Here is an 18,703-nt window from a genome sequence, read left to right as displayed (position 1 = left end):
GAGGATGCCGGTATTCCCCCTCGCACCCCTGACCCTGCCGAGCGACCTCGACGCGTGGCGTACCTTCGCCGACGAGCGTCCGCGTGAACGACTCGACCGGGTCGCCGCGATCGATGCGCGGCTCATCGCCGAGACCGACCTGACGCTCCGTGAGCGCCTCGCGTTGTGGAACGACGCCGACATCCTGCTCGCTGAGGCGGCCGCCCCCTCGCACCTGATCAGCGAGTCGCACCCCGACGCCGCTGTGCGCGACGCCGCCGAGAAGCAGGCGCAGGCCGTCGACGCGGCGCAGTCCCGCCGTCTGCTCGACCGCGACCTGTGGGGCGTCTTCGCCGATGCCGACGCCGACACCGCGGGCCTCGAGCCCGACGAGCAGCGTCTCCTGGACCACGTGCGCCGCGACTTCCGCCGCGGCGGCGTCGACCTCTCCGACGTCGATCGCGATCGAGTGCGCGAGCTCACCGAGCGCGACACGGAGCTGTCGCTGGCCTTCTCGCGCAACATCCGCGAGGGGCGCCGCCAGATCCGTGTGGCGGCCTCGTCGCTGAGCGGACTCCCAGCCGACTTCATCGACGAGCACCCCGTCGATGAGGAGGGCATGGTCACCCTCACCACCGGATACACCGATCTCATGCCCGTGCGCGAGTACGCGCACGATCGGGCGGTGCGCCACGCCCTCGTCGGCGCCTACAACGACCTCGCGTGGCCCGAGAACGAGCCCGTCCTGCGCGAACTGCTCGCGGGGCGGGCCGAGCGCGCGACGCTGCTGGGCTACGGCGACTGGGCCGACTACGAGACCGAGACGCGCATGATCGGCTCGAGCGCCGCGGTGGCGACGTTCCTCGAGCGCGTGGCAGAGGCCGCGGCCCCCGCCGCCGCGGCGGAGTACGAGCGGGTCCTCGAACGCCTCCGTCGTGACGCGCCCGACGCCGACGCGGTCACCATCGCCGACTTCTGGTACCTGCTGGGGGCGCTCAAGCGCGAGGAGTACGACGTCGACGCGCAGGTCGTGCGCTCCTACTTCCGATTCGACCGCGTCCTCGACGGCGTCCTCGCGACCACAGGACGCCTGCTCGATGTCGAGTACGTGCCCGTCGACGCCCCCTCGTGGCACGGCGATGTGCGCACCTACGATGTCGTCCGGGCGGGGGAGCGACTGGGCCGCATCCACCTCGATCTGCACCCCCGCGAGGGCAAGTACAACCATGCCGCGTGCTTCGGTCTCGCCCCCGGCATCAGCGGGCGGACGCTGCCCGAGTCGGTCCTGCTCTGCAACTTCTCGCGTGGTCTGCTCGAGCACGACGAAGTGGTGACCTTCTTCCACGAGTTCGGGCACCTGGTGCACGACATCCTCGGCGGGCACCAGAAGTGGGGACGGTGGACGGGAGTCGCCACCGAATGGGACTTCGTCGAGGCGCCGAGTCAGTTGCTCGAAGAATGGGCATGGGATGCCGAGGCCCTGGCATCCTTCGCCGTGAACGACGAGGGGCAGCCCATCCCGGCCGATCTGGTCGACCGCATGCGGACGGCCGACGCTTTCGGTCGCGGCCTCGAGGTGACCCGCCAACTCGGCCACGCGACGACGTCGTACCACCTGCACGTCGACCGACCCGCGGATCTGCAGACCGCGGTCGACGGGTACTACCGGGCCGCGAGTCCCGTCACACCCCTCGACGGTTCGCACTCGTACGCCGGATTCGGCCACCTCACCGGCTACGGCGCGTGTTATTACACGTACCAGTGGAGCCTCGTGATCGCGCGCGATCTTCTCTCGGCCTTCGGCGACGACCTTTTCGACGTCGAGACGGCGACGCGATACCGCCGGGAGATCCTCGAACCCGGCGGCACCCGCGATGCCCGTGACCTCGTGCGGGCGTTCCTGGGCCGCGACAGCACCTTCGACGCGTATCGCGACTGGCTCGCGGGCTCGTGACGCAGGGGGCCGCGGCATCCTGAATCGGATGCCACGGCTCCCCGGGTGCGCTCACGCGGTGGCGCCTCGTACAACGTCGATGTCGCACGGACGATGACGTGCCCTCGTGCGGGGTCGCCGCGACTACACCAGCTCCGGGTGCGCTCAGGCGGCGGTCTCGCGAGCGATCGCCGCGATGAAGGCGTCGATGTCGTCTTCGGTGGTGTCGAACGAGCACATCCACCGCACCTCGCGGCGCAGCTCGTCCCAATCGTAGAAGCGGAAGCTCTCGCGGAGGCGGTCGGCGACACCGGCCGGCAGGGTCGCGAAGACGCCGTTGGCCTGCGTCGGCTGGGTGAACTCCACGCCCTGGATCGAACCGTCGGCGAGTCCCGCTTCGACGCCGGCCCGCAGACGCTGCGCCATGGCATTGGAGTGCCGCGCATTGTGCAGCCACAAGCCGTTTTCGAGAAGAGCGACCAACTGCGCGGAGACGAAGCGCATCTTGCTCGAGAGCTGCATGTCGAGCTTGCGCAGATAGGTCAGACCCGTGGACGCCTCGGGATCGAGCACGACGATGGCCTCGCCGATCATCGCGCCGTTCTTCGTTCCCCCGAAGCTCAGCACGTCGACGCCGGCGTCGCGGGTGAAGGCGCGCAGCGGAACGCCGAGCGCGGCGGCCGCGTTGGAGATGCGGGCGCCGTCCATGTGCAGGCGCATGCCGTGGCCGTGCGCGTGCGCGGCGAGCTCGCGGATCTCGTCGACCGTGTACAGGGTGCCGAGCTCGGTCGACTGCGTGATCGACACGACCAGGGGCTGTGCGCGGTGCTCGTCGCCCCAGCCCCAGGCTTCGCGGTCGACGAGCTCGGGGGTGAGCTTGCCGTCGTCGGTGGGGACGGTCAGCAGCTTGATGCCGCCCACGCGCTCGGGCGCGCCGCCTTCGTCGACGTTGATGTGGGCGGTGGATGCCGAGATCACGGCGCCCCAGCGGGGGAGCATCGACTGCAGTCCGACCACGTTGGCGCCCGTCCCGTTGAAGACCGGGTAGGCCTCGACGCCGTCGCCGAGCAGGTCCGTGAAGAGCTCCTGCAGGCGCGCGGTGTAGACGTCTTCGCCGTACGCGACCTGGTGGCCCTCGTTCGCCGCGGCGATCGCGGCGAGGACGTCGGGGTGGATTCCGGAATAGTTGTCGGACGCGAAGCCGCGCACGGACGTGTCGTGGAGGGATGTCACCCCTCCAGCGTAACTTTTCCCGGCTCCTCCCCAGGGGGCATCTCTGCACCGTGCCGCCCGTGCGCACCGGGGTGTCGGTGACCCCGACGACAATGGGGGGATGCGGTTGGATCCCGAAGCGCTCAGCATCGCCGGCGAGATGTTCTCGTCGTCGGCGATGATGCGCGCCGACCGCCTCCTCGTCTACGGGTCGGTGGAGGTGGGCGACGCCCGATCCATCGGCGGAGTTCTCGTGGTGTCGGCGCAGTCTTTCGGTGCGGCGGGCTACGAGAACCTCGAGCTCCGGGTTCCCGGCGACTTCTCCCGGCTTTCAGGGTGGTGCTCGTGCGGGCGCGGCCCCGAGTGCGAGCATTCCTGCGCGGCCGCTCTCGTGCTCTTCGACCGCATGATCTCTGCCGGTCGTCCACCCCGCCCCGAGTGGCAGCGTTCGCTCGACGAGCTGTTCTCGGCGGCACCGGTCGTCGACGACGAACCGGCGTTCGACCTCTGCCTGTTCCTCGCGATCCGCCGCGGCGGAGGACACGGTCGCAGCACCGCCCTGACCCTCACCGCCCGCCCGGGGGTCCGCGGCACCCGCGGCACGTGGATCAAGGGCCGCGCCGGGTGGTCGGCGCTCGCGACACTGCCGGCCGACCCACGGGGGCGCGCCGCGCTCGACAGCCTCGGGCGGCTGGGGCGATCGGGCTCCGGGGCGTATCTCTCCGACGAATGGATGCCGCTATCGGCCGTCCCCCCGCACTCGCTGTGGTTGCAACTCGAGGCCGTCGTCGCTGCCGGTGTGCCCCTCGTGTCGGCGGCGGGCGCGCATCACCCGGTGCGCATCGTCGACGAGGTGGCGACGGTCGCCGTCGCCCTGGACCGCCGAGGCTCGACCCTCCAGGTGCGTGGGCTCGTTCAGGGCGTCGACGACGAGACCGCCGGCCTCCCCTCTTGGGTGGTGGGTGACCCGGCGGTCGCGGTGGCCTTCGTCGCCGACCGTGACGGAGAGGGCGAGCGCATCACCCTCGTGCGCCTGTCGACGCCCGCGACGGGGCCGGTGCGCGGGCTGCTCGCGCGGCCCGGTGCACTCACCATCGACCAGGGCGGTTCCGACACGTTCCTGCGCGAGTACCTCCCGCGACTGCAGCTCGAAGCGCCGGTGGTGTCGCCCAAGGGCACGGTGGAGGTGCCGGTCGCGCCCCGCCCCGTGCTCGAGGTTCTCGTGGAGCATCGCGACGGGTCGACGAGGCTCGCCACGAGCTGGGATCGCTCGCCCACCCGCGGTCGCCGTCACGACGAACACGAGCGGGCGGTCTGGGCCGCCGTCGCTCGCGTCGCCGACGACCTGCGCATCGATATCCCGGGTCCGTTCGACACGGGAAGGGCGCCGGCGCGCGTTCTGACCCCCGCTGTCGCGGCGGTCTTCGCGGTCGAGGGGCTGCCCCGCCTTCGAGCGATCGCAGACGTCCGGGTGGAGCTGACCGGCGAGGAGTTGGCCTATCGGGCGGCGCCCGAGGCCCCGGTGGTGCAGTTGATCACCGGCGCCGACGACGGTAGCGACTGGTTCGATCTGAACGCGCGGGTGAGCGTCGGCGACATCGAGGTCGACTTCACCGCCCTCTACACCGCTCTGTCACTCGGCGATCGGGTGCTGTTCCTCGGCGACGGGGAGTTCGTGCGCCTCGACACGGCGGAGTTCGACCGGCTGCGCGCCGTCATCGACGAGGCCCGGACCCTCGCCGATCGGCCCGGCAACCAGCTGAAGCTCAACCGCTACAACGTGGGTCTGTGGGACGACCTCTCCGAACTCGGCCTGCTCGCAGCGCACGAGGCGGAATGGTGGCTGCGCGTACGGGGCCTCACCGATGAGGCCTCCCTCGCGCCCGTCGCGCCGCCGGTGGGGCTTCGGGCGACCCTTCGCGACTATCAACGCACCGGTCTCGACTGGCTGCACTTTCTGCGCGTTCAGGGGCTCGGCGGCATCCTCGCCGACGACATGGGACTCGGCAAGACCGTGCAGACCATCGCCATGATGGAGGTCGCGCGCGACGCAGATCCCGACATGGCACCCTTCCTGATCGTCGCGCCGACGAGCGTCGTCGGCAACTGGGAGCGCGAGTGCGCCGCCTTCGCCCCGGATCTCGACGTCAGGGTGATCTCCGCCACGCGCGCGCGCCGGTCTACCAGCGTCGCCGAAGCCGCCGCCGGCGCGCACGTCGTGGTCACCAGCTACGCCCTCTTCCGGCTCGAGCAAGAGCAGTACGGCGACGTGGAGTGGTCGGGACTCGTGCTCGACGAGGCCCAGCAGATCAAGAACCCGTCCTCGCGGGGCTACCGAGCCGCCCGTGCCCTGGCGGTGCCGTTCACGCTCGTCATCACCGGCACGCCCATGGAGAACAACCTGCTCGAACTGTGGGCGCTGGTCTCACTCGTGGCTCCGGGCCTGCTCGGCACCCGCGAGTCGTTCACCACCCTTTACCGCACCCCCATCGAGAAGCATTCCGACGGGGCGAGGCTCGACCTTCTGCGGCGGCGCATCCGCCCGTTCCTGCTCCGGCGCACGAAAGACCTCGTGGCCTCCGAGCTGCCGCCGAAGCAGGAGACGATCGTCGAGGTCTCCCTGCATCCCGCGCACCGCAAGCTCTACGACCGCCGCTTCCATCGTGAGCGTCAGCGCCTGCTCGGCCTGCTCGATGACGATGCCGAGGGCAATCGCTTCGCGATCTTCCGCTCGCTCACGATGCTGCGTCAGCTCGCCCTCGACCCTGCGCTCGTCGACGAGGGGGAGGCGCCGTCGGCGAAGCTCGACGCGCTCGAGGAGTTGCTGGTGGAAGCGGCGGCCGAGGGACACCGCGTACTCGTGCTCAGCCAGTTCACGCGCTTCCTCCGCGCAGCCCGCCAGCGGTGCACCGATGCGGGTGTCCCTTCGGGCTACCTCGACGGCGCCACCACGCACCGGCAGGCCGAGATCGACCGGTTCCGCGAGGGCGACGACCCCGCCTTCTTCGTCTCGCTCAAGGCGGGCGGCGTGGGCCTGAACCTCGTCGAGGCCGACTACGTCGTGCTTCTCGATCCTTGGTGGAACCCCGCGGTCGAAGACCAGGCGATCGACCGGGCGCACCGCATCGGCCAGACGCGCCCGGTGATCGTCTACCGACTCGTTTCCTCCGACACCGTGGAGCAGAAGGTCGTCGCGCTGCGCGAGGCCAAGGCCGACCTGTTCTCGCGCGTCCTCGACGGGGGCGTCGACGGCGGTGGCGAGACGTTCGCCGGCGGTCCGCGTCTCACCGCCGATGACATCCGCAGCCTGCTCGACTGACGCGAGCCGGGCGCAGCGGCGGGCGGGGTCTGGCCGATGTCGGAGGTCGGGTCTAGCGTGACTGCCATGTCCGATGCACAGCTCCCGCCCGTCACCGGGGCGTCCGCCGCGCCGGCGGAGGGAAATCGCACCTTTCTCGCGGTGCTCGTCAACACGGCCGCGGCCAACGTCACCACGAGCTTCTTATGGTTCGCCCTGACCTTCTGGGTCTACCTCGAGACGCGCTCGGTGCTGGCGACCGGCATCGTCGGCGGCGCGTACATGCTGCTGCTCGCCGTCTTCGCGATGGTATTCGGCTCGATCGTCGACCGGCACCGCAAGCATCGCGTCATGGTGTTCTCCGGGCTCGTCACCCTGACGGCCTTCCTCGTGGCGGGGGCCCTGTGGCTGGCCTTCCCCGAGGCGGCGCTGCTCGATCTGGGCGGGCCGTGGTTCTGGCTGTTCTCCGGTGTCATCCTGGCCGGCGCCGTCGTCGAGAACATGCGCAACATCGCGCTGTCCACCACCGTCACCCTCCTCGTGCCGGTGGATCGCCATGCCAATGCGAACGGTCTCGTCGGCACGGTGCAGGGGCTCGCCTTCGTCGTCACGAGCGTGTTCAGCGGATTGTCTGTCGGGTTCCTCGGCATGGGGTGGACCCTCGCGATCGCCATCGGCCTGACGCTCGTGGCTCTGATGCACCTGCTGACCATCCGCATCCCCGAGGAGCGACCGGCGGCCGGCGGCGAGCCCGGCCCGATGGTGGACATCCGCGGTGCCGTCCGCGCCGTCCGCGCGGCACCCGGGCTTTTCGCCCTCATCATCTTCTCGACGTTCAACAACCTCATCGGCGGCGTCTACATGGCCCTGATGGATCCCTACGGCCTCGAGCTCTTCAGCGTGCAGGTGTGGGGCGTGGTGCTGGGTGTCACGGCGACCGGCTTCATCATCGGTGGTGGCCTGGTCGCGAAGTTCGGTCTCGGCAAGAACCCCATCCGCACGATGCTCTGGATCGTGATGGGAATGGGCGTGCTCGGAGCCGTCTTCGTGCTCCGCGACTGGTGGTGGCTCTACGCCGCCGGTATCTGGGTCTACATGGCGCTCATTCCGCCGGTGGAGGCCGCCGAGCAGACGGTGATCCAGAAGGTCGTGCCCTTCGCCACGCAGGGGCGGGTGTTCGGATTCGCCGCTGCCTTCGAGTCGGCCGCGGCTCCCGTGACGTCGTTCCTCATCGCCCCGATCGCCGAGTTCGCGATCATCCCCTACATGGAGGGCTCGGAGGGGCGCGCGACGTGGGGCTGGCTGCTCGGTGACGGCCAGTCGCGCGGGATCGCGCTGGTCTTCGTGTTCGCGGGCCTGGTGATGGTCGTCGCCGCCTCGCTCGCCTTCCTCACCCGGTCGTATCGGATCCTGTCGCAGCAATATCGGACGGCAGAGGTCAATGCCGACATCGCCGAACCGGCGACCGACCGCCACGACGACGGAGCGGACGACGCGTCGCCGGCCGCCGAGATACCCGAGGCCGCCTCCCGGGGGATGCGCGGGTCGGCACCCGCTCCCGCGTCCGACGAGCCGCGCGCGTAGGCGCTGATCGCACCGGCGGCGAGCGACGCCCGCACGCCCGCATTCGCACGCACCGCGCGATACCGCCCCCGCCCCGGCGTCGGCAGGTCATCGCCACCGACGCCCGCCGCGCGTCACCACATCAACACCCGCCGCCGCTACCGCGCCCGGCGCGCGGCACCACCTCCACCCCCGCCGCGCGCTACCGCGCTTGCGCGTCATCCACGCCGCGCGCACCACCCCGCCGCCCCGCGCGCGCCACCCCGCCGCCTGCGCCGCTGCGCTCGACGCTGCTCAAACGGGCGCGGCGATGTCGATCAGGACGTCGTTCCACGCCGCCGCGTCATCGTCCCAGAGCGCGACGAACGAGGCGGCCAGCGCGTCCTCGAGTCCGTCGAGACTCTTCACGCGGAAGACGACGGCCGCGGCCGCCGGATCGTGCCCCGCGTCGCGGGCGTGCTTGGCATACCCCTGCGCGACGGCGCGCACCCAGGCCTCGGATGCCGCCTTCACCGCCGCGTAGTTGGCTCCGCCGGCGAGCGGCCGGGCGACCGCGCTCGACGAGACGATCGCGAGGCGTCCGGCATCGGAGGTGCGGATGTCGTCGTCGAAGGCGCGGCTGACGTGTCGCAGCGCGATCAGCGACCGCAGCAGGAATGCGAAGTCGTCGTCGCTCTGGCCGGCGAGGCCGCCGCCGCCCCGCCACCCGCCGACGAGGTGCAGGATGCCGTCGACTCGGCCGTAGGCGGCGTGGACGCGGTCACGGAGACCCTCGACGGCGTCCGCGTCGGTCAGATCGCAGCGCTCGACGGCGATCCCGGGGACCTCCGCCGAGACCGCGGCCAGCCGATCATCGTCGCTGCCGACGACAATCACGTGCGCTCCGGCCTCCGCGAGGGCGCACGCGCACGCCCGCCCCGCCGCGCTCGTCCCGCCCGCGAGCAGCACCCGGCGCCCGTACACGCCTTCGTCCGCCGCTTCCGCATCCGTCATCGTCGGCCCCTTCTCCAGTGTGAGCCCCGGCGCCGCCCACGTCGAGCCCCCTCCGAGGGAGGGTTCATCGAGGGCCGCCGCGTGTCAGTCGGTACCGCGGATGCCCTCGGTCGACGCGATCACGGGCCGCATCTTCTTCTCGAGCGCCTCGAAGAACATCGACAGCGGGAACTCGTCGTCGAGGACCGCGTCGGTGTAGCCCTTCGGTAGTCCCGCGAGCACGTCATCCGTCAGACCGCGGGCCCACACCGATGCCGGGTGGGGCGTCACGACCGAGCGGACGAGGTCGTACGCGGCGAGCCAGTGAGCCGTCTTGGGTCGGTCGATCGAGCGCCAGTACAGCTCGTCGATCGCGTCGGCCAGGGCGACGACCGCCGCCGGCACCTCGTCCCAATCGAACGCCAGCGAGGTGTCGGTCCAGTGCAGCACTCGACGCTGGTGCAGCCACGCGAAGAGCAGCTGCCCGCCGAGACCGTCGTAGTTGCGCACGCGCGAGCCGGTGATGGCGAAACGGAAGATGCGGTCGAAGATCACCGCGTACTGCACGAGCTCGGCGTGCTCGAGCATCGCCTGCTCGGCGGCATCCAGGTCGTCGCGGGCCGAGAGACGAGCCTGCAGCGAGACGCTCTCGCGGAAAGCGGTGAGGTCGCAGCGCAGTTCCTCGAGCGAGTACAGGAAGAACGGCATCCGCTGCTTGATCATGAAGGGGTCGAAGGGCAGGTCGCCCCGCATGTGGGTGCGGTCGTGGATGAGGTCCCACATGACGAAGGTGCGTTCCGCGAGGTCCTGGTCATCGAGCAGGCGGGCGGCGGCGTCCGGCAGTTCGAGCTTGGTGATCTCGGATGCCGCGCGCGTGACACGGCGGTACCGGGCGGCCTCGCGGTCTTGGAAGATGGCGCCCCAGGTGAACGAGGGGACCTCTCGCATGGCGACCGTCTCGGGGAAGAGCACGGCCGAATTGGTGTCGTAGCCCGAGGTGAAGTCGATCAGGCGTAGCGAGACGAACAGTCTGTTGGTGTATTCCGTCTCGAGCCGCGCGATGAACTCCGGCCAGATCGCCTCGACGAGCACCGCCTCGACGTGCCTCTCACTCGAGCCGTTCTGCGTGTACATGGGGAACACGACGAGGTGACGGATGCCGTCGACCCGGTGCTCCTGCGGGTGGAACGCCACGAGGGAGTCGAGGAAGTCGGGAGCGCCAAGGCCCTCGGCGCGCCAGCGGCGGAAGTCGGCGACCGAGGCGGTGAGGTAGTCGGCGTCGTGCGGGAAGAGGGGGGCGAGGGCGTCGAGGGAGGCGATGACGTCGTCGATGAGGGGCTCGGCCGCGGCGGTGTCGTCGATCGACCCGTCCTTCGCCTGCAGCGCCTGCAGGGCGGTCGCAGCGGTCCGCAGCTGAGCCCAGGCGGGGGTGTGCTCGACCGTGTCGACGCCGTGACCGGCGAGCAGATCGTCGGCGGCACGGGTGGGCGTGGTCATGGTCATAGCATCCTCCGTCCGAAGCGGTAAATATTCCTGCTAAACGTAAATACTAACGGAAAACCTACGGCTCGCACCACTGCCGCCTGCGCAGCTCCTGCTACTGTCGACCCCATGACCGAGGCTCCCGCGCCCCGCGCCCCGCGTCTCGATGACGCCGTCGATGCCGCGATCGTGCGTGAGATCTCGCTCGACGCCCGCGCCACTCTCTCGCACCTGTCCGATCGCGTGGGCCTGTCGGTCTCCGCCGTGCAGTCGCGCCTCCGCCGGCTCGAAGCCCGAGGCATCGTGAAGGGGTATCGCCCCATCCTCGATGCCGAGGCACTTGGCCGGCCCCTGGCCGCCTTTGTCGAGATCACCCCGCTCGATCCGGCGCAGCCCGACAACGCCCCCGACCTTCTCGCCCACCTCGGGGCGATCGAGGCCTGCCACTCCATCGCCGGTGAGGCGGCCTACATGCTGTTCGTGCGCGTCCCCACCCCGCGCGAGCTCGAGTCCCTCATCCGCGACATCCGCTCCGCCGCCCAGGTGAACACGCGCACCACCGTGGTGCTGCAGACGTTCTTCGAGGCGCGTCCGGTCGAGCCGGCCGACTTCCCGGCCTGACCCGCGGCGGGGCGGGATACATCCTGAGACGGATGCCGGAGCATCCACCCCCGCGTAACGTGGCGACGGTGCTCTCCCCGCGCCCGCTTCAGCGATACCAGCTGATCACCGACCTCGGCCTCGCCGCGGTGTTCGGCCTGCTCGTCTTCGCCATCGAGCTCACCTCGACCCCGTGGCGGGTTGATGCGGGGGTGGCCGCGTCGGTCGTGGCCGACAACGTCGGGGCGGTCCTCACAGCCGCCGCGTTCACGGCGGCCGTGGCCGTGCGCCGCCTGCGTCCCGGTGTCGCCCTCTCGCTCGCCTGGGTCGGCGCCGTTCTGCAGATGGCCTTCTCGCGCTCTCCGTCGCCGAGCGATCTCGCCGTGTTCGCGGCGCTGTACACCACCGGCGCCTACGGGTCTCGGCGCGTGTTCTGGGCCGGCTTCGCGTCGGCGATCGCGGGTGCCGTGATCGTCCCGCTCTACCTCCTGCGCGGCGGGATGTCGGTGCCGCTCGGCGCGGAGCAGTGGTTCGCCGTCATCGCGGTCATGTTCGCGGCAGGCTTCGCCCTCCTGCTCTCGTGGGTGTCCGGCGCCCTCGTCCGCACGGCGCAGCGCGCGGCGGCGAACAGCCGGGCGCAGCGCGCGGCCGAAGCCGAGACGATCGCGGAACAGCAACGGGTGCAGATCGCGCGCGACATGCACGACGTCGTCGCGCACTCGCTGGCCGTCGTCATCGCGCAGGCCGACGGCGCGCGGTACGCGGCGGCGTCCGACCCCGGGGCGACCGTCGATGCCCTGACGACGATCTCCTCGACCGCGCGCTCCGCCCTCGGCGACGTGCGGCTGCTGCTGTCGCAGCTCCGCCACAGTCAGGGCGACGGGCCGCAACCGACCCTCGCCGACACCGAGGTCCTCTTCGAGCGGATGCGGGCGGCGGGCATCGATCTGCAGGTCGATGTCGACCCTGAGCCCACGGACCTCCCACCCGCCGCGGTCCAGCTCGCCGTCTACCGCATCCTGCAGGAGGCCCTCACCAACGCCCTGCGTCACGGCGTCGATCCGCGCGTGCGCGTGCACCTCGGGTGGTGGCCGGACCGCGTCGTCGTCTCCGTCCGCAACGCCCGTCCCACCTCGGCGGCCACCGGCACCCCACCCGCCGGTCACGGTCTCATCGGCATGCGCGAGCGCGCTCAGCTCGTGGGCGGCCACCTCACCGCCGGACCGGAGTACGGCGAGTTCGCCGTCCGCGCGACCCTGCCGATCGGGGCGACGGCGTGACCGCCTCTCCCTCGACCCCCGCGGAGACACCGCGAGACGCCGTGGGCGTCTCTCGCGGTCCTCGGCCACACATCGATCCGCTGCGCTCCCGCCCTCGAAAGGACGTGTCGTCATGACCGCCTCCGTCCGCATCGTCCTCGTCGACGATCAGGCGCTCTTCCGCGCCGGCATCAAGATGGTCCTCAACTCGCAGCCCGACCTCGAGGTGGTGGGTGAGGCCTCCGACGGGCGCGAGGGTGTCGAGGTCGTACGGGCGACCCGGCCCGACCTCGTCTTGATGGACGTGCGGATGCCGGTCATGGACGGCCTCGCCGCGACCGCGGAGATTCTGCGGGAACCTCACGCACCGCGCGTGGTCGTGCTCACCACGTTCGACCTCGACGAGGCCGCCGCGCGGGCGATCCAGGGCGGGGCGAGCGGTTTCCTACTGAAGGACTCCGAGCCGGAGTTCCTCCTCTCCGCGGTACGGACGGTGCACGCGGGATCGGCGGTGATCGCGGCGTCCGCGACGCGAGAGCTGTTCGCGCACATCGCCGAGGGGGGCTCGGCAGAACCCGTTCCCTCGTCCTACGGCGGGCTGACGGACCGTGAGCGGGAGATCTTCGCGCACGCGGCGTCCGGTCTGAGCAACGCCGAGATCGCCGAGCGGGAGTTCCTGTCGGAAGCCACCGTGAAGACGCACATCAGTCGCATCCTCACGAAGCTCGCGCTACGCGACCGCGTGCAGCTGGTGGTGTTCGCGTACCGGCACGGACTCGTCTGAGCGGCATCGCAGGTCGCGCACCGGCCGTCGTCCGGCCGCGGGGCGCGCCCGGCCGCCGGCCGCGTTCGGCGTCGCGGGCGCTGCACCCGCAACCTCGGCCGTCGTCCGGCCTCGCGCCTCCGCGGTCGTGTGCGTCAGGCCGCGTCGTCGGAACCCGATTCGTCTTCGAGGTCGTACGCCCAGGTCGGAGCGAGCGCGCGGATGCGCGTCGCCCGCCACTGCCAGGTCGCCCACAGTGCCGGCCAGAGGGCGGGGGCGGCGGCACCGCCGATGGTCAGACGCTCCCTCCACAGCGTGCGGGTCGGATCTCCCGGCGCGGCGGAGACGGCCATCTGGTGGTCCCAGACGTCGAGGACCGACAAGGGTCCCGTCAGCGGCACGCCCCAGTCGCGGAACACGCGGACGCCCCCGTTCGCATCGGTCGTCTCGCGGTCGGCGACCGAGATGAGTTGACGGCCGACGGGCACGATGCCCGCGACGCTCATCTGCACCGGCACGTCGTCGCCCGAAGTGAACGAGGTCGGCATGGTCCCGAGGGCGTCGACCTCGAGGAGGGGACCGTAGAGCTCGGCCACGGCGCGGGGCGAGTGCAGAGCGCGCCAGGCGGCATCCGGATCGCAGTCGACGACGAACTTCAGCAGGATGCGCATGACACCGATCCTCCCCGATCCGCGCCTCCGTCGTGCAGACCTTGACGTGATCCCGGCCGGGAGTGAAGCGGTCTTAGGCTCGAAGGATGCCGAACACCGCCGCCCACGCACAGTCCGATTACCAGGTTCGTCTGGAATGGGGTGCGGCGGGACTCGCCCGTCTCGCTCCCGCGGACGTCGTGGTGGTCGTGCAGACACTCGGACTGTCGGCCCGCGCCCTGAACGCATGCGAGGAAGGTGGCACGCTCGATCTCGAGATCGACGACGATGCTGCCGCATCCCTCGTCCGTGCCGCGGCGGCGGGCGGCGCCCACGTGATTGTCGGGGGCCTCCGAAACGCCGCCGCCGTGGCCGCGCACGTGATGGAGGTGCAGCGCACGAGGCGCCTTCGCACGAGCATCTCGATCGTCGCGGCGGGCTACGCCGACGACGGCGACGCCGCGGGTGTGCGCTTCGCCGTGGACGATCTGCTGGGCGCGGGCGCTGTCGTCGCGGCACTCGGCGATCTCGGCATCGACCACGCCTCCCCCGATGCGGCGGTCGCCGGCGAGGGGTTCCGTGCACTCGGCGGAGCCGTTCGGCATCTGCTCAGCGCGAGCGGCACCGGTCGCGCGCTCGCCGCCGACGGCCGACGCGACGCGGTGCTCGCGGCTGCGTCGCGCGACGCGACGACGGTGGTCCCCGTGCTGCGCGCCGGTGTGGTGTCCGCAGGCTGAGCGCTGCGGCATCCCCGACGGTGCGAGGCGTCGCTCCGCGCTTCGCGCCGTGCGGCGACCGTGATCAGCACGTGTGCGGCCGCGGCCCGAGCGCCGGCATCCGGGGCCGATGCCGACCGCCTGGCCGAGCGCCTCGGCATCCGGGGCCGATGCCGACCGCCTCGACGGCCCATGACCGTGGCGTCGCGGCCGCGAGGCGACGGCCTGTCACCGTGGCGTCGCGGCCGCGAGCCTCACGGACGGGCTGATATCGCGACGCACCCACGACAGCGCGAATCGCGGGTCGAAGGTCGGCGCGCATTTCGCGCACGACGTCGGGCGCGTGGCCCGACGGTGGCGGTAGGCCACGTGGCCTGCGGGGCAGGTGCCCACCCACGGGGCGAGCTCGTTCGCCGTCTCGCCGGCGTGGGTCGTGCCCCCGACGTAGCCGAGGTCGCGCGCCGTGCGCTTCCACGTCGCTCCGTGACCGGCGGACGCCCCCGCGATCGCGTGCGCGACCTCGTGCAAGAGGGTCTGGTGGTTGGTGTCGTCGTCGTAGCGGGCGGCGAGGTAGCGCGAGACGCTGATGCGCTTGCGTCCGTAGTCGCACAGGCCGGCGCGACGCTTGGCGTTGTCGAACGCGAAGGACCACGACGCATCGAGGTGCAAGGCGATCAACGCCTCGGCCCAGGTGCGCACGCGCTGCAAGTCCGACATGAGGGGAAGACTAAACGGGGCCTACGACATTCAGCTCGCGACGACCTCGCGCGCACGCCGGCGTTCGGCGGCGTCGATGGCGAGCAGCGTCGACTCGAGTTGTGCGTCGGTGGCGCCGGCGTTCTGCCGCAGGAACAGCGCCTGCTTGAAGTCGCGACGCGCGGACTCGTAGTCGCCCTCGTCGTAGTGCACCTTGCCGCGGTGCTGGAGCGCGAAGGCGGCGATGCTCGCCCAGCCCTGTCCGTCGGCCTCTTCGGCGCACATCGTCAGTTCCTGCTCGGCGGCGGCGTAGGCCCCTCGGCACTGCATGATCGTGGCGTGCAGGATGCGGGCGCGCAGCAGGTCGCGACGGGTCCCGGCCATGCGGGCGATGCGCACCGACTGGTCGGAGATGTCCAACGCCTCATCGAAGCGGTCGAGCACCTTCAGCAGCCACACCCGTTCGAGCAGGGCGTGCAGACTCCGCTGCGAACCGATCTCCTCGAGACGCTCCGCGCACTCGCGAGAGTCGGTGATCTCGCGCAACGTGTCGGGGTCGTACCCGTGGATATAGCTCACCGTCGCTCCTCTCGGTCGGGCAGGACTTCCAGTGTGCGTGGCGTGCGCGCCCAGAGCGACACCGCCACGCGGTCGGTCGGCGAACACGGGGGCGTCATCGCTCGAAAATGGATGCCGAGGGCTTCGGCGAGGGCGTCGCGTCGGCATCCGTCGCCGCGCGTGCCCCGCGCGTGAACTCGGTGATCTCGGCGCCCTGCGCGACTTTGGCGGGGTGGGGTCCGGCCGCCATGAGCCGCGGGAGCCACTCGACGGGCAGCGGCGCCGCGGAGGCGGCGACGACGAGGTTGCCGAAGCGACGTCCCTTGAGCACCTGCACCTCGGCGAGCACGATGACCTGCGGGAGCACCTCGCGGATGGTCGCGACCTGCCGACGGGCGAAGGCGAGGCCCGGCCCATCGGAGACGTTGACCAGCAGCACCCCGTCGGGTGCGAGCAGCCGTGCGGCGTCGCGGTAGAACTCCACGGTCGTCAGGTGCGCGGGCGTCTGGGCGCCCGAGTAGACGTCGCTGATGAGCAGGTCGACCGCGCCGGTGAGCCCGGCGGGAAGGCGCGAGAGACCCGCCCGTGCGTCGCCGATCCGCACCCGCACCGAGGCACCGCGGGGGAGGGGGAGGTTCTCGCGCACGAGGTCCCAGAGCGTCGGCTCCAACTCGATCACCTGCTGGCGCGAGCCGGGGCGGGTCGCCTCGACGTAGCGCGGGAGGGTGAGCGCCCCGGCGCCGAGGTGCACCGCGGTGAGGGGCTGTCCCGGCATCCGGAGTCGATCAATCACGGCGCCCATGCGCGCCACGTACTCGAAGTGCAGGTGAGTGGGATCGTCGAGATCGACGTGTGATTGAGGAGTGCCGTCGACGACGAGCTCGAAGCCCGACACGAACCCCGAGGGGGTGACGCGCGCGGTCGTGCCGTCCGACAGGCGCGCCGTCGGGGCGTCGTCGGGTTCGATGCGCATGCGGGCCATGTGTCAACGCTAGTCCGGCTCCCGCTCGGCCCACGCCCACGGGGTGACCGACGCCTCGTCCGCCTTGCGGGCAGGGTGCTGAGCCCACGTGTCGGAGGGCGGGCGGATTGCGTCGTCCGCACCCCGAGGAGCGATCAGGATGCCGGGATGCCGAAACACGATCGATACAAAGGTGCAATGGGCAGCGCGCCACCCGCCCTGTACGGTCGTCAGAACACAGCAAGTGGAGCGCGGCACGACGATGTGACAGCGCCGTCGTCCTCCTCCTTTTCCCCCCGGAAGGTGCATCGAACAATGCTCAGTACTCTTCGACGACGTCTGCTCGTCGGCGGCGCCGCCGTCGCCATCGGCGCCCTCGCTCTCTCGGGCTGCTCGAGTCAGCGCGATGACAACGACGGCGGCAGCGGCGACGTCGGCGGCGACGTCGACTCGACCTTCGTCTTCGGCGCGTCGGGTGACCCGTCGAGCCTCGACCCCGCCTTCGCCAGCGACGGCGAGTCGTTCCGCGTCTCGCGGCAGATCTTCGAGGGCCTCGTGGGCGTTCAGCCCGGTACGGCCGATCCCGCCCCGCTGCTCGCCGAGAGCTGGGAGCAGTCCGACGACGGCCTGACGTACACCTTCCAGCTCAAAGAGGGTGTCACCTTCCACGACGGCAGCGAGTTCAACGCCGAGGCCGTCTGCTTCAACTTCGACCGGCAGAACAACTTCACCGGTATCGCCCAGTCCGAGAGCTTGTCGTATTACTGGGGCAAGCTCATGCGCGGGTACGCCGACACCGGCACCTCCATCTACGGCGGGTGCGAGGCGGTCAGCCCCACCGAGGTGACGATCTCCCTCACCGAGCCGTTCGCGGGGTTCATCCCCGCGCTCTCGCTGCCGGCCTTCGCCATCCAGAGCCCCACCGCTCTGCAGGAGTACGGCGCCGACGACGTGGGAGGCACGTCCGAGGCCCCCACCCTCAGCGAGTACGCGCAGGCGCACCCCACGGGCACCGGCCCCTTCGCCTTCGAGTCCTCGGAACCCGGCGCGCAGACGACGGTCGCCGCGTACGACGGCTACTGGGGCGAGCAGGGTCAGGTGCAGCAGGTCATCTTCCGCGTGATCGGCGACACCACCGCCCGCCGCCAGGCGCTGGAGTCGGGCTCGATCGACGGGTACGACCTCGTCGCCCCGGCCGACCTCGGTGCCCTCGAGGGCGCGGGGTACACGCTCATCAACCGCGACCCGTTCAACATCCTCTACCTCGGTATGAACCAGGCCAACCCGGCGCTCGCCGACATCCGCGTGCGTCAGGCCATCGCCCAGGCCATCGACAAGGAGCAGCTGGTCACCCAGGTGCTGCCCGAGGGCACCACCGTGGCATCGCAGTTCATGCCCGACAGCGTCATCGGCTTCAACTCCGGCGTGACGACCTACGACTTCGATCAGGATGCCGCCCGGGCACTGCTCGCGGAAGCCGGTTTCTCCGAGGCGAACCCGCTGACGATCACGTTCAACTACCCCGTGAACATCTCGCGTCCGTACATGCCGAACCCCGAGCAGATCTTCACCAACCTGCAGTCGCAGCTGCAGGCCGTCGGCATCGTCGTCAATCCGGTGTCCAACGAGTGGGGCGAGTACCTCGACCTGATCCAGGGCGGTGCCGACCACGGCATCCACCTGCTGGGCTGGACCGGCGACTACAACGACCCCGACAACTTCGTGGGCACGTTCTTCGGCGGCACCTCGAACGAATGGGGCTTCGACAACGGCGAGCTGTTCTCGGCGCTCACCTCCGCTCGAGGTCTGGCGACCGAGACCGAGCAGGACTCGGCGTACCAGGCGGTCAACGAGCAGATCGCGACGTTCCTGCCCGGTGTTCCGCTCGCGAACCCCGTGCCGACGCTCGCCTTCGCCTCGCGCGTGAAGTCGTACCCCGCCAGCCCCGTGCAGGACGAGGTCTACAACCAGATCGAACTCACCGAGTGATCCGGATGCCGCGGACTCCCCGCCGTGGAGGCGCCGGGGTCCGCGGCATCCTGGTGCCGGGGGTTCCGCTCC

At 70.8% G+C, this 18,703-nt stretch carries 15 protein-coding genes; 8 read left to right on the top strand and 7 right to left on the bottom strand.

The window, feature by feature from the left end; translation table 11 throughout:
- The first annotated feature begins 4 nt into the window (after positions 1-4).
- On the top strand, positions 5-1,933 hold the full coding sequence (locus ASF76_RS14930; RefSeq protein WP_055959400.1) for a M3 family metallopeptidase: 1,929 nt from the start codon (positions 5-7) through the stop codon (positions 1,931-1,933).
- 144 nt (positions 1,934-2,077) lie between these two features.
- Here the strand turns inward: ASF76_RS14930 and ASF76_RS14925 are convergent, their stop codons facing one another.
- Complete coding sequence (locus ASF76_RS14925; protein WP_055959398.1) at positions 2,078-3,145, bottom strand: threonine aldolase family protein; 1,068 nt, start codon at positions 3,143-3,145, stop codon at positions 2,078-2,080.
- A gap of 100 nt (positions 3,146-3,245) precedes the next feature.
- Here ASF76_RS14925 and ASF76_RS14920 point away from each other — a divergent pair, with 100 nt between their 5' ends.
- Positions 3,246-6,443: a DEAD/DEAH box helicase gene (locus ASF76_RS14920; protein ID WP_055959396.1), complete on the top strand. Its 3,198-nt coding sequence runs from the start codon at positions 3,246-3,248 to the stop codon at positions 6,441-6,443.
- 66 nt (positions 6,444-6,509) lie between these two features.
- Complete coding sequence (locus ASF76_RS14915) at positions 6,510-8,006, top strand: MFS transporter (protein ID WP_055959394.1); 1,497 nt, start codon at positions 6,510-6,512, stop codon at positions 8,004-8,006.
- A 273-nt stretch (positions 8,007-8,279) separates the two neighbouring features.
- Here the strand turns inward: ASF76_RS14915 and ASF76_RS14910 are convergent, their stop codons facing one another.
- The gene (locus ASF76_RS14910; RefSeq protein ID WP_055959392.1) at positions 8,280-8,978 is read right to left on the bottom strand and encodes an SDR family NAD(P)-dependent oxidoreductase; all 699 of its coding nucleotides are present in this window, start codon (positions 8,976-8,978) and stop codon (positions 8,280-8,282) included.
- 84 nt (positions 8,979-9,062) lie between these two features.
- Positions 9,063-10,454 (bottom strand): DUF6421 family protein, encoded by a 1,392-nt coding sequence (locus ASF76_RS14905; RefSeq protein WP_055960202.1) that lies wholly within the window; start codon positions 10,452-10,454, stop codon positions 9,063-9,065.
- Positions 10,455-10,568: 114 nt separating this feature from the next.
- On the opposite strand from ASF76_RS14905, the gene ASF76_RS14900 reads away from it, so the two are divergent.
- From ASF76_RS14900 to ASF76_RS14890, 3 genes are all read left to right on the top strand, one after another.
- Complete coding sequence (locus ASF76_RS14900) at positions 10,569-11,060, top strand: Lrp/AsnC family transcriptional regulator (protein ID WP_055959389.1); 492 nt, start codon at positions 10,569-10,571, stop codon at positions 11,058-11,060.
- Positions 11,061-11,128: 68 nt separating this feature from the next.
- On the top strand, positions 11,129-12,319 hold the full coding sequence (locus ASF76_RS14895; RefSeq protein WP_235561321.1) for a sensor histidine kinase: 1,191 nt from the start codon (positions 11,129-11,131) through the stop codon (positions 12,317-12,319).
- A gap of 112 nt (positions 12,320-12,431) precedes the next feature.
- A complete protein-coding gene (locus tag ASF76_RS14890; protein WP_055959386.1) occupies positions 12,432-13,082 on the top strand; it encodes a response regulator in 651 nt (216 codons plus the stop codon).
- 134 nt (positions 13,083-13,216) lie between these two features.
- Here the strand turns inward: ASF76_RS14890 and ASF76_RS14885 are convergent, their stop codons facing one another.
- Positions 13,217-13,732 carry a hypothetical protein gene (locus ASF76_RS14885; protein WP_055959385.1) on the bottom strand — a complete coding sequence of 172 codons (516 nt, stop codon included), beginning with the start codon at positions 13,730-13,732 and terminating at the stop codon, positions 13,217-13,219.
- An 86-nt stretch (positions 13,733-13,818) separates the two neighbouring features.
- Between ASF76_RS14885 and ASF76_RS14880 the strand changes: the two genes are divergently transcribed.
- On the top strand, positions 13,819-14,448 hold the full coding sequence (locus ASF76_RS14880; RefSeq protein ID WP_055959383.1) for a 2-phosphosulfolactate phosphatase: 630 nt from the start codon (positions 13,819-13,821) through the stop codon (positions 14,446-14,448).
- Positions 14,449-14,655: 207 nt separating this feature from the next.
- On the opposite strand, the gene ASF76_RS14875 is transcribed toward ASF76_RS14880, so the two are convergent.
- From ASF76_RS14875 to ASF76_RS14865, 3 genes are all read right to left on the bottom strand, one after another.
- A complete protein-coding gene (locus ASF76_RS14875; RefSeq protein ID WP_055959381.1) occupies positions 14,656-15,144 on the bottom strand; it encodes a SprT-like domain-containing protein in 489 nt (162 codons plus the stop codon).
- Between the two features lie 30 nt (positions 15,145-15,174).
- The gene (locus tag ASF76_RS14870) at positions 15,175-15,702 is read right to left on the bottom strand and encodes a tetratricopeptide repeat protein (RefSeq protein WP_055959379.1); all 528 of its coding nucleotides are present in this window, start codon (positions 15,700-15,702) and stop codon (positions 15,175-15,177) included.
- 94 nt (positions 15,703-15,796) lie between these two features.
- Positions 15,797-16,663, bottom strand: coding sequence for a spermidine synthase (locus ASF76_RS14865; protein ID WP_055959377.1), 867 nt, complete (start codon positions 16,661-16,663; stop codon positions 15,797-15,799).
- Positions 16,664-16,957: 294 nt separating this feature from the next.
- Between ASF76_RS14865 and ASF76_RS14860 the strand changes: the two genes are divergently transcribed.
- Complete coding sequence (locus ASF76_RS14860; protein WP_055959374.1) at positions 16,958-18,631, top strand: ABC transporter substrate-binding protein; 1,674 nt, start codon at positions 16,958-16,960, stop codon at positions 18,629-18,631.
- The last annotated feature ends 72 nt before the right edge of the window (positions 18,632-18,703 follow it).

This window comes from Microbacterium sp. Leaf151 (assembly GCF_001424225.1).
In the GTDB taxonomy this organism is placed as follows: domain Bacteria; phylum Actinomycetota; class Actinomycetes; order Actinomycetales; family Microbacteriaceae; genus Microbacterium.
Note: the sequence above shows the minus strand (reverse complement) of the source record. Positions and strands in the feature narration are given on the sequence as shown.